The sequence below is a fragment of the Pseudoalteromonas distincta genome (assembly GCF_005877035.1).
Classification (GTDB): Bacteria; Pseudomonadota; Gammaproteobacteria; order Enterobacterales; family Alteromonadaceae; genus Pseudoalteromonas; species Pseudoalteromonas distincta.
In genome coordinates this window covers 3,584,999-3,596,835 of sequence record NZ_CP040558.1, presented here as the reverse complement: position 1 = coordinate 3,596,835, position 11,837 = coordinate 3,584,999, and the positions used below count along the sequence as shown (strand labels likewise).

The 11,837-nt window shown below is 39.9% G+C and carries 12 protein-coding genes; 8 read left to right on the top strand and 4 right to left on the bottom strand.

Annotation, left to right across the window (positions count from 1 at the left end; translation table 11 throughout):
* Positions 1-13 precede the first annotated feature (13 nt).
* A complete protein-coding gene (gene hemE, locus FFU37_RS16165; RefSeq protein WP_002961084.1) occupies positions 14-1,078 on the bottom strand; it encodes a uroporphyrinogen decarboxylase in 1,065 nt (354 codons plus the stop codon).
* Positions 1,079-1,607: 529 nt separating this feature from the next.
* Between hemE and rsd the strand changes: the two genes are divergently transcribed.
* Positions 1,608-2,078 carry a sigma D regulator gene (gene rsd / locus FFU37_RS16160; RefSeq protein ID WP_138489928.1) on the top strand — a complete coding sequence of 157 codons (471 nt, stop codon included), beginning with the start codon at positions 1,608-1,610 and terminating at the stop codon, positions 2,076-2,078.
* A gap of 47 nt (positions 2,079-2,125) precedes the next feature.
* On the opposite strand, the gene FFU37_RS16155 is transcribed toward rsd, so the two are convergent.
* Positions 2,126-3,454: an IS4 family transposase gene (locus tag FFU37_RS16155; RefSeq protein ID WP_138489927.1), complete on the bottom strand. Its 1,329-nt coding sequence runs from the start codon at positions 3,452-3,454 to the stop codon at positions 2,126-2,128.
* Between the two features lie 126 nt (positions 3,455-3,580).
* A complete protein-coding gene (fkpA, locus tag FFU37_RS16150) occupies positions 3,581-4,327 on the bottom strand; it encodes an FKBP-type peptidyl-prolyl cis-trans isomerase (RefSeq protein ID WP_004335950.1) in 747 nt (248 codons plus the stop codon).
* Positions 4,328-4,542: 215 nt separating this feature from the next.
* On the opposite strand from fkpA, the gene FFU37_RS16145 reads away from it, so the two are divergent.
* Both FFU37_RS16145 and FFU37_RS16140 read left to right on the top strand, forming a co-directional pair.
* Complete coding sequence (locus tag FFU37_RS16145) at positions 4,543-5,541, top strand: WD40 repeat domain-containing protein (RefSeq protein ID WP_138489926.1); 999 nt, start codon at positions 4,543-4,545, stop codon at positions 5,539-5,541.
* A complete protein-coding gene (locus FFU37_RS16140) occupies positions 5,528-5,743 on the top strand; it encodes a SlyX family protein (RefSeq protein WP_004335946.1) in 216 nt (71 codons plus the stop codon). The genes FFU37_RS16145 and FFU37_RS16140 overlap by 14 nt, the downstream gene beginning before the upstream one ends.
* A gap of 32 nt (positions 5,744-5,775) precedes the next feature.
* Here the strand turns inward: FFU37_RS16140 and FFU37_RS16135 are convergent, their stop codons facing one another.
* Positions 5,776-5,979: a YheV family putative zinc ribbon protein gene (locus FFU37_RS16135; protein WP_007378899.1), complete on the bottom strand. Its 204-nt coding sequence runs from the start codon at positions 5,977-5,979 to the stop codon at positions 5,776-5,778.
* A gap of 132 nt (positions 5,980-6,111) precedes the next feature.
* Between FFU37_RS16135 and FFU37_RS16130 the strand changes: the two genes are divergently transcribed.
* From FFU37_RS16130 to FFU37_RS16110, 5 genes are all read left to right on the top strand, one after another.
* The gene (locus FFU37_RS16130; protein ID WP_138489925.1) at positions 6,112-8,034 is read left to right on the top strand and encodes an ATP-binding cassette domain-containing protein; all 1,923 of its coding nucleotides are present in this window, start codon (positions 6,112-6,114) and stop codon (positions 8,032-8,034) included.
* Positions 8,018-8,440 carry a TIGR02444 family protein gene (locus FFU37_RS16125; protein ID WP_138489924.1) on the top strand — a complete coding sequence of 141 codons (423 nt, stop codon included), beginning with the start codon at positions 8,018-8,020 and terminating at the stop codon, positions 8,438-8,440. Before FFU37_RS16130 ends, FFU37_RS16125 begins: the two co-directional genes overlap by 17 nt.
* 841 nt (positions 8,441-9,281) lie before the next feature.
* Entirely contained in the window at positions 9,282-10,268 is a 987-nt protein-coding gene (locus FFU37_RS16120; protein WP_024606596.1) for a hydrolase, read from the top strand.
* A 2-nt stretch (positions 10,269-10,270) separates the two neighbouring features.
* Positions 10,271-10,525: a YheU family protein gene (locus FFU37_RS16115; RefSeq protein WP_004335925.1), complete on the top strand. Its 255-nt coding sequence runs from the start codon at positions 10,271-10,273 to the stop codon at positions 10,523-10,525.
* A 64-nt stretch (positions 10,526-10,589) separates the two neighbouring features.
* Positions 10,590-11,786, top strand: coding sequence for a dipeptidase (locus FFU37_RS16110; protein WP_138489923.1), 1,197 nt, complete (start codon positions 10,590-10,592; stop codon positions 11,784-11,786).
* The last annotated feature ends 51 nt before the right edge of the window (positions 11,787-11,837 follow it).

Here is an 11,837-nt window from a genome sequence, read left to right as displayed (position 1 = left end):
GTTTAAGTGACTATTACTTATGGTACTTAGCACTTAGCTCATGTACTGCATTAATGAATACACCAGCATTTTCAGGGTCTACATCTGGTGTAATACCGTGGCCTAAGTTAAACACGTGGCCATTGCCTGTACCAAAGTCTTCTAAAATAGTGCCTACTTCTTGGCGAATACGCTCTGGTGTACCGTGTAACATAGATGGGTCCATATTCCCTTGTAGAGCTACTTTATCACCCACGCGGCGCTTAGCGTCGCTGATATTAATAGTCCAATCAAGACCAATTGCATCACAGCCTGTTGCTGCAATAGCTTCAATCCATTGACCACCATTTTTAGTGAACAAAGTAACCGGTACTTTACGACCGTCGTACTCACGAATTAAGCCATCTACAATTTTATGCATGTATTGTAGTGAAAATTCGTTGTAATCGCGCGGGCTTAATACACCACCCCATGAGTCAAATACCATTAGCGATTGCGCGCCAGCTTTAATTTGAGCATTTAAATAATCAATAACTGAGTCAGCTAACTTATCGAGTAATAAATGAAGTGTTTGCGGCTCTGCAAACGCCATTTTTTTGATTTTACCAAATACTTTGCTGCTACCGCCTTCAACCATATAAGTTGCTAGCGTCCAAGGTGAACCAGAAAAACCAATAAGCGGTACTTCACCTTTAAGCTCACGACGAATAGTGCTTACTGCGTTCATTACGTAGCCAAGCTCGTCTGTAGGGTCTAACTTTGGAATTTTTTTAACATCAGCAAGAGATGAAATAGGACGTTCAAACTTAGGGCCTTCGCCAGTTTCAAAGTAAAGACCTAAACCCATCGCATCTGGAATCGTTAAAATATCACTAAATAATATAGCGGCATCTAACGGGTAGCGACGTAGTGGCTGCAGTGTTACTTCACATGCAAGCTCAGCATTACGGCACAGGCTCATAAAATCGCCCGCTTGTGCACGTGTAGCGCGATACTCTGGTAAATAGCGTCCTGCTTGGCGCATCATCCATACCGGAGTTACATCAACAGGTTGTTTTGCAAGTGCACGTAAATAACGGTCGTTTTTTAATTCGCTCATGGCGTAAATGATCCTAAGACTTGTATAAATTGTGCAAGATTGTACCACCATATTCTCCGACCCTCTATTGCTTAGGGACGAAAACAGCTTTACCTAGAGGTAGATCAATAGAATAGAGTTTTTTAATCCCTTTTGACTATAAAACAAACAAAAAGGAATAACATTTAAAACTTTTTATTAATATGTTTGCAACATTACAAAATCCTTGTTATTGTTTGTCCCGCGTTAACAAAAACAATAATAAAAATCTTAAAACAATAAAAATAAATGTTTTAAAATAATAACAATAAAAATCATCTCATAAAAATAAGAAAGCTTGTTATAACAAGTCACTGAAAGAAATTAGACCACCGTAACTGGTGGTTTTTTCTTGCCTAAAATAAAATCCCTCACCTCGGTTTATATAAAAAGGTACAACCCTCAAAGTAGCTCAACTTTACTTGTTGATATACGCGCAAATTAAATATATCTTGATGTACATAAACTTATTATATTTAAATTAAAAACCAACCCAGCTAGGAGAACAGTTATGCTGACGCGTGTAGAAAAAGCTCAACAAAAATGGGGTGGTAGCCACACAGTAATTGATAAATGGCTAAACGAACGCCAAGAACTTATTGTACTTTACTGCAAAATTGCAGGCTTTACGCCGTACGAAAAGCAAGATCAAGCATTGCCAGAGCCAAAACTAATTGAATCATTTTGCCAGCTTTTAATGGATTACCTATCTGCAGGCCATTTTGAAGTATATGACGATATAGCAAAAGCATGCGAAAAAAAGGGCTTACAAAGCCAAGAGCTTGCAAACTCTATTTACCCGCGTATTTCTAGCACAACCGATGTGGCGTTAGATTTTAATGATAAGTACGCAGAAGTAGACAAAGAAGACTTATTGAAAGACTTTGATAATGACTTATCTGTTATTGGTGAGGCATTAGAAGCACGTTTTGCACTTGAAGATGAGCTTATTGATAACTTGTTTTCTAATCACACGAATTAATACGTTACTTACGCATATTAAAAAAGGGACCTAAGGTCTAATGCCAGTCAGTTAAGCTGACTGGCATTTTTCTTTTTATGGGGATACTTAGATGGTTTTGGCTTAACCCATCGGGGATATCTTCTATCCTCTCGTCTAGCTGGAAGCTTAAATAAGACCAGTGTATCGAGTAAGTGCTGCCAGTGTATTGGAATGTTCCCTGGGCTCATTATAGATACTGACGAGAAATACTGAATGACAGCCATCGAACTGCTAGAGAAACTAAGCTGGTTAGGCCATATCCCTGTGACTGTCGCCGCCATCGTCATTATTCTTCGTATTAAATTATAGGCGAGTAACACGGCCCATAGCTCCTGACGCACCATGTCTGGACGCTTACTTCTTAAATGGTATGCGCTATCAAGCATGGTTTGTTTGATTTCTCTAAACCCAAGTTCTATCTCCCAACGATGACAATATAATTCAACAATTTCATTACCTGGATAACGCAATCTATCCGTCATCGAGGTTAATATACGGTAGCTTTTGCCCTTTATTGTTTTGCTGATTAATCTCGCTTTAATCGTTTCAGGAACATCGGGAAAGTTTTTTTGTGCATGCTTTGTGGTTTTCAATTCAATGATATGGTCATTTTTACCCGCGCTGGAGATGATTTCATACTGTAAGTCGGGCCTTGCTGGTATCAGCCAGTGCCTCATCTCCCCAGTTTGATGCCAACGGTTTAACAGGCCTAAAGAATAATATCCTTTATCAAACATAGTCAGTGAATTATCTGGTGTACGTTCAATTAAACGCTCAGCTAATTTCATCTCGTTGGTTTTATAGTTATCAAACTCGCTACTGAGAAGTTGATGGCTGGTCAATTCCATATGACAGACCATGCGTATTTGAGGAAAGGCTGTATCACCGTATTGGTTGCTACCTGAAGAGAAGGCTTTACGATTATCAGGCGTGTCGGCTGTTCGCCACACAACACCGTCAACAGCTAATAGGTTCAAACCATTCCATGTTTCGAATGACTGTTGCTTATACATTGATTGAGCAGATTTATTGAAAACGTGTTTAACGGAATCATCACCTAACCTTTGTCTAGCCTGTACCATCGCACTTGGAGCAACGAGTTGGTTCTTGCCAGGTAACATGATATCTAGCTTATTAGCGATATTCCAAACTGATTCTTTTCGAAACAATGCCATGCCAATAACTGACCACAAAACGGCTTCAAGCGGTAATCTTCGCTTACGAACGGTTGCAATCCCTGCTTGTTGAAAACCTTGTTCAATGATTTCAGGGTCAAGAATTTCTGATAATTTTTCAAAGGTATGGTATCGGCTGCTTTCTTCAAGTGTTGCTTGCAGTGCTTGTTCTATATTCACAAAAAAATCCGTAGTTAGTTTCCTAACTACGGATTTTGCATGATCGTTTGGATCGGTCAACCGGTCATTTTCTTAACTGATCGGCATTAACCTAAGGTCCCTTTTTGCATTTACACAATAAGCTTATTATTGTGCTGGTGCTTCTTCATTTTGAATTTCAAGTAATTCAACTTCAAATACAAGTGTTGAATTAGCTGGAATCTTACCTAAGTCACGGTCACCGTAAGCAAGTTCTGAAGGAATAGTGAACTTGTACTTAGAACCCACTGACATAAGTTGTAAACCTTCAGTCCAACCCGCAATTACGCGGTTAAGAGGGAAAGTTGTCGGTTCGTTACGTGCATATGAGCTATCAAACTCAGTACCGTCTAATAAAGTCCCTTTGTAGTGTACTTTAACTACATCAGTTGCCACTGGCTTTTCGCCATCGCCTTCGCTAAGTACTTCGTACTGTAGACCAGACTCAGTTACTGTAACGCCTTCTTTTTTAGCGTTGTCAGCTAGGTATTTAGCGCCTGCTTCTTTACTTTTTTCAGACTCTACTTTAGCTTTTTCTTCTTGCTTAGTACGTACTGATGTATCTAGTGCAGTTAATACTTCGCGAATTTTTTCTTCGTCAATTTTTGCATTGCCAGCAAGCGCATCTTCAAAACCACGAATTAAAAGTGCTTGGTCTAGTTCAATACCAATTTCTGTTTTGTCTGCTAGGTCTTTATTTAAAAAGTTACCTACAGATGCACCAATACCGTATGCTTGTTGCTGTTCTACAGTGTCTAATTTAACTTCAGCTTGTTCTTTTTTTGCTTCTTGATTACAAGCTGTAAGCGCTAAAACTGACGCTGCAATCAATGACAATCTAATCGTCTTTTTCATTTTAAATCTCCGACATACTTTGCAGTTGTCATTTTAATGTATTATTACTAGTGAAAGATTAACGGCCCACATGATAGGCTGCTTGTTTAATGACTAAATTCCATATTGTTAGCTAAACTAAAAACATATCCAGTGATTAGACAAACAACCTAGGCATTTAACGCGTCCTAGTCTAACCTCTCAGTCACTAAGAGTTAAGGGGAAATACCTGTAATATGTCGATATTTCGTACTTTTTTAATCGTATTTAGCTGTTTTTTAGCCATCGCCTGTACCGATAAAAAACAACACGCTGTAGCAAGTTACGAACATGCTGCACAAGGTGCGTTTTCATCAACAGTTTCAAACGATGGTAAATACAGTTTGATCTCCTCTATCAACCATGGGGTCGCCCTGTGGGATAATCAACAGCAGGTGCTAAAATACCAATGGTTTCAGCAGCAGTCACAAGACAGCCTAGTGTACGCTGTTGCCATTGCTTTTGATAACAGCGTGGCTGTTACCGCCGAAAAAACCACATTTGCTGTGTGGGATATAACCACAGGCAAAAATAAAGGTTATTACAAAATACAAAAAGCCAGTATTCGCGATATCGCCATTAGCAATCAAGGCCGTAGTGTTTTATACGGCCGTAGCGACGGCGTTGTCGTATTTGTAAACCTAGAAACCGGGCGTCGTATTGAGTTTTTAGGTCATCAAGATAAAGTTAACACCGTTGACCTTTCACCTAACGGACGCTTTGCCTTAAGTGGCTCTAACGATTATGTTGCTTACTTTTGGGATACACGTACAGGCCAAGTAATTCATCGTTTTAATCACCCAACGCGTGTTACCCAAGTAACGCTCGATCCACAAGGTCGCTATGCGTTTACGGCCGATAGTATGGCACAAGCAAATGTATGGAAGCTGACTACAGGTGATCTTGTGAGTAAACTGAAGTATATTGCGCGTCAGAAAATCTTTACTGCTGTGCGTTTTAACGAACAAGGCACTTTGCTTGCAACCGGCTCGCCAAATAAGCGCGTAGATTTGTGGCAAATACCAAGCGGTGAAAAAATTCAAACTTGGCAGGTTACCCCGCGCGAAGGCAGTAAGCCTAAATCGGCGGTGGTGCTAGATGTGACATTTACAGATAACGGTAAGTCGTTGTTAACCGAAAGCTCCAGCGGGATCGCAGAGCGATTTATTATACGAGAGAATAATGAACACAATTGAACATCGCTTAATGGAACTTGAAGCCAAAGTGGCTTTTCAAGACGAAACGATTGAAGTCTTAAATGATGAAATAAAAGTGCACCAACAGCTGTTAGCAAAAATGAAACGCCAAACCGAGCTGCTAGCAGAAAAAATTAAAGAGTCGCAGTCATCATCGTCTATGATGTCTGAAGTACCTGAGCCACCTCCACCGCATTACTAAAACCGGTAAAAATTAAGCAATAAAAAACCGGGTTAGTCGCCCGGTTTAAACACACCAATTACTTGTTCAAATTGGCGAGTAGACGCCTGAACAGCGTTATCGGGTTGCGCCATTTTATGACCACACTCAACACACTCTACTTTTTCAACATCATGTTCTCTGTATAGCATCATAGTATCCATGGCTTTGCAGTCAGGGCACGATGCACCAGCAATAAATCGCTTCTTTTGTCTCACAACATTTTTCCTGTGGTTTGAACTGCTGTCATTTTATCGTATAACTTCACTTGTTGATACGCTTGATAAGAGCATTAAGTTCTATGTTATGATAGCGCCAACTTAACAAGGGCATAGCAAAGTAACGCATTCATGATCCAAATCTCAGAAATAGAACTACTTCGTGGCGGTAAAGCCTTATTAAAAAACGCATCAGCTACGTTATTCCCAGAACACAAAGTAGGCCTTGTTGGCGCTAATGGCTGTGGAAAATCAACGTTATTTGGTTTACTAAAATCAGAACTACAACTAGATGCCGGTAACTGCAGCATTCCAAAAGATTGGTCTATCGCCTCTGTTAAGCAAGAGACACCTGCACTTGAAATAAGCGCGATTGATTATGTACTTCAAGGCCACCCAGAATACTACGCAATGCGTATAGCACTGCGTGAGGCCGAGAAAAACAACGATGGCGACACACAAGCCAAAGTACATATTCAGCTTGAAAACATTAAAGGCTATAGCATTGAATCAACCGCAGGTGAGCTATTACACGGCTTAGGCTTTGCCAATAACCTTATAGAAAATCCAGTAAGCTCGTTCTCTGGTGGTTGGCGTATGCGTTTAAACCTTGCCCAAGCATTAATACGCGACGCCGATTTACTATTACTCGATGAGCCAACAAACCACCTTGATTTAGATGCCGTTTATTGGCTTGAACGCTTTTTGCGTGCTTATACCGGCACCCTTGTACTTATATCGCATGACCGTGAGTTTTTAGATGCGGTGGTTGATCAAATTTGGCACGTAGATAAGCAACTTATCAACGTGTACAAAGGTAACTACTCGCAGTTTGAGCGCCAAAAAGCTGAGCGCTTACTACAACAACAAGCAATGTTTGATAAGCAACAAGATCAAATTGCTCACCTTGAGCAGTTTATAACGCGCTTTAAAGCAAAAGCCAGTAAAGCTAAACAAGCACAAAGCCGTGTGAAAGCGCTTGAACGCATGGAAAAACTGGCGCCGGCACATGCCGACTCGCCGTTTAACTTTGAGTTTGCAGAGCCAAAAGCATTGCCAAACCCACTAATGACGATAGATAAAGCCAAAGCGGGTTATGGTGACGTCACTATTTTAAATAATATAGAGCTAAACCTTGTACCAGGCAGCCGAATTGCTTTACTTGGTCGAAATGGCGCAGGTAAATCAACGTTAATTAAACTGCTTTCTGGTGATTTAGAGCCGCAAGCTGGTGAAGTTATTCAGCATCACGGATTAAATATTGGTTACTTTGCGCAGCATCAGCTTGAATCTCTTGATTTAAAAGCCAGTGCAATAATGCACTTACAACGCCTCGACCCAAAAGCCACTGAGCAATCACTACGTGACTTTTTAGGTGGTTTTGCCTTTATTGGCGATAAAGCACTTGAGCCTGTAGCCCCGTTTTCGGGCGGCGAAAAAGCACGTTTAGTACTTGCCATGTTGGTATATCAAAAGCCAAACCTGCTGCTTCTCGATGAGCCTACAAACCACCTTGATTTAGAAATGCGCCATGCACTTGTTATGGCACTACAAGGCTTTGAAGGCGCTATGGTTACCGTATCGCATGATCGCCATATGCTTAAAAATACTGCCGATGAGTTTTACTTAGTAGATGACGGTAAAGTAACCCAGTTTGGTTACGACTTAGACGCGTATTATCAATGGTTACTTAACGCGAATAAAGAAGCGGTTAAAGCGCAGCAAAGCGACGAGCCTAAAGCAAACCCGGGTGTTAACCGCAAAGAGCAAAAACGCTTAGAGGCTGAGTTTAGAAAGGCCACTCAGCCACTTAAAAAGCAAATTGAAAAGCTTGAAAAGCAACTCGATAAATTCACCGCGGAATTAAGTGAAGTGGAAGTGACCTTAGGTGATAACGAACTCTACAACGACGACAACAAAGCCAAGCTTAAAGAGTTATTAGCTAAGCAAGCAACGCTTACACCTAAACTTAACGACGTTGAAGAAGAGTTACTTATGGCACTTGAAGAAATGGAAGAAAAAGAGCAGGCATTCGCCGATGAACTTGCTCAATAGCCAGCATTTTTGGCAATTTGCGTGCACTTTGTACGCAAAGCCTGAGCAACAAACAACCTTGCTGGCACTACAAAACCAGCAAGGAAAAAACGTTAATTTATGCTTATTACTGCTTTATTTAGACTCATTAAATTTAAGTGTTAATACCCAACAGCTAAACGAGTTAATAAACGTAACTAGTGACTTTGATACTCATACATTACGACCCCTACGCGCCGCTCGTAGCTATTTAAAAGCTAACCAGAATGCAATAAGTGATTACGCCACAATACGTGCAGAGTTGCTAAGCGCTGAGCTGAAGCTTGAAAAACAACAGCAACATATGTTGATTGAAACAGTAAATCAGCTTGAATTAGTTAAGCTTTCAGAGCCAAACAACATTGAGCTATATGTGAAAGCCACTTAGGCCGTTAGTTTTTGTAGCCTCCTCCACTTTTTATACTCTTTTCTTGTGCAAAAAACCTTTAAGTAATTTATTCACAAAGAGGTTAAGAGGCGCTTCGCTTTTAGAGGAAAACAAACTAGATTACTTAGGTAAAATATAAATATTGAGCGGTTGTTTAGCTCAGCATTTTATTACCCTGCCCTAATTTTCTTCTCTTTTTCTTCTTTTTGCGCAAAGACCTTTAAGTAATTTACTCACAAAGAGGTTAAGAGGCGCTTCGCTTTTAGAGGAAAACAAACTAAATTACTTAGATATAAATATTGAGCAGTTTGTTGCTCTACCCTCATTTACTTCTCATTCTTTTCTCTTTGTGCAAAAAATCTTTAAGTGGTTTACTCAAAAAAGTTTAAAGCGCTACGCTTTTAGGTAAAGTGAAAAACTCTCTTAGCTCTCAGTGGTAATAACTTACCAACCCTTAAAACATGATCTAAATCAACTTAGCTTCACTCCTACAGCTGCTTAGAAAAATAACTTGATCTCGATCACGTTGCGACCTGCAAACACAGCCTATGATTAACCCATCAACAACGAGGGGAGCAACTCATGAACGTATTCTTTAGAGACTTTTTTACAGATCCAGTTTTATTTATGTCTTTTGGGTTTTTAACCATAGTTGTTTCTTTGTGTATCTTTTTTGCTTTTTTCTTTTTGAAAAAAATACATGACGCAGAAATTCCCGAACAAAATTAAGCACGACGCACTAAAGCGCCTTATTAGTTTACTAGTTAGGCGCTTTTTATTTTCTGAAGCGAAAAATTTGATACACTAGCTTTTCGTTTAATACAAAGTGCGTAGTACAAACATGATCTCTCAGTTCAAACCAGCATGGTGGATGACCAATCGTCACGTTCAGACCATAATGCCGCGTTTTTTCCGCCCATTTCACAATACGTCCTACGAACTTGAGCAACTTGATACACCTGATGGTGACTTTATTGAGCTTGCATGGTCACTTCCACATAACGAAACCGCACCACTTGCTGTTGTTTTGCACGGACTCGAAGGCAATATAAATAGCTTTTATGCCAAAGGCATGATGAAGGCGTTAAAAAAACAAGGTTATGCAGTTGTGCTTATGCACTTTAGAAATTGCTCAACCGAAGTAAATCGCCTACCACGTGCTTATCACAGCGGTGACACCGCCGATTTAGCTTTTTTTATAAATCACTTAAAGCTACAATTTCCTAAGCGCACTATGGTAGCTGTTGGTTTTTCATTGGGCGGTAACGTACTTGCCAAATACTTAGGTGAAGAACGCGAAAAATGCCCATTAAGTGCAGCAGCGGTGGTATCTGCTCCTTATGATTTGTCGTCATCGAGCGATGTTATTCGTAAAAGCTTAGGTAAAATTTACCAAAAATATCTGCTCGATCGGATGAAAAAATCAATGCAGCGAAAGCTGCCACAAATTAAGCAGCAAATTTCATTAACGCCAAAACAGTTAATGAAAATTGACGATTTATTAGAGTTTGATAATCAGTTAACAGCCCCTCTACATGGTTTTGAAAACGCACACGATTACTACCGTAAAGCCAGTGCTATGCCGTACTTGAAAGATATCGCTGTGCCCACACTTATTATTCATTCCAAAGACGACCCTATGCTCTCAATTAAAGCCGTACCGAGTAGGCAAGACGTAAGTGAGCATGTTACGCTGCGCATCTCTGACAAAGGCGGGCATGTTGGTTTTATTAGCGGTAAAAATCCGTTTAAACCTATATTTTGGTTAGAAAAAGCCGTCCCTCATTATTTTAGCCAGCACGTATCAAATAAAGCGAGTAACAAGTAGTAATGATTATCCCTTTTGAACAACTCGATCAAGACACTCTTTATAACTTAATCGAAAGCTACGTATTACGCGAAGGTACCGATTATGGTGAAGTAGAAGCAAGCATCGAATCTAAAGTAAGCCAAGTAAAGCTGCAGCTTAAAAATGGCGAAGCGATGGTGTTTTTCTCAGAATTACACGAGTCTGTAACTATAATTTCAAAAGGTGAGTTTAAAGCGCTGCAAAGTGAAGAGCATCAAGCACAGTCGTTTGATTAGGGCGTAGTACTTGTAACTTTTGAATTGAACGTACACAATGGCTTTTTACCCAAAGAGCCAAAACATGATAAAACTCAGCACTCTAGTGGTAGCCATATCACTAGCTTTAACTAGCCAAGCCCAAGCAGAACAAACAATAACAGCATCTGATAAGGCAAATAAACTCGCTAAAGATACCATTTTAATTGATACCCATATTGACGTACCTTATCGAATTCACGAAAGCTGGGTTGATGTAACCAAAGCAACTAGTGATGGCGATTTTGACTATCCTCGCGCTGTAAAAGGCGGTTTAAACGCCCCATTTATGTCGATTTATATTCCTGCGCATTTAGAGTTTGAAGGTAAAGGAAAAAGCTACCAGCTAGCCAATCAAATGATTGATAGTATGGAAGCCATAGTCCAGCGCGCACCCGATAAGTTTGCTATTGCGAGCTCAAGCTCTGATATTGAAGAGCAATTTAAACAAGGTAAGCTGTCTATAGCCATGGGTATGGAAAATGGCTCTCCAATCGAAGGGGATATGAAAAACCTTCAGCACTTTTACGACCGCGGCATTCGTTACATCACGCTAGCGCACTCTCAAAGCAACCATATTTCGGATTCGTCTTACGATATACGCCGTAAATGGAAAGGCTTAAGCCCATTTGGTAAAAAGCTTGTCACTGAAATGAATAATATAGGCATGCTAATTGACGTATCGCATATTTCTGATGATGCGTTTTATCAGGTTATGGAGCTTTCTAAAACACCAGTAATTGCCTCTCATTCATCACTTCGTAAATACACGCCTGGCTTTGAGCGTAATATGAATGACGATATGTTATTAGCACTTAAAGAAAATGGCGGTGTTATTCAAATCAATTTTGGCTCAAGCTTTGTTACCGCTAAAGCAGGTAGTTGGGGCAAGCAATTAAAAAGTACAAAAGAGTCAGCTAAAAAAGAAGGCACTAAGTTAAGTAAAGATTTTGATGCTGCGTACCGTGCTAAAAATCCGTATCCATTTGCAAGTCTTGAGCAAGTACTTGACCATATTGATCACGTAGTTGAGCTAATTGGTATTGATTATGTAGGTATTGGCTCTGATTATGATGGAGTTGGCGATTCATTACCTATCGGCTTAAAAGACGTATCTAGCTACCCAAATCTTGTCCAAGGTTTAATGGATAGAGATTATAGCGACAAAGATATTAAAAAGATTTTAAGTGGCAATTTATTAAGAGTTTTAAAACAAGCGCAAGAGTATGCGAAGAAGCACTAAAGCTTTTATCATATATTAGTAATTGGCTAAAAGACCAAGAGCTAACTCAAT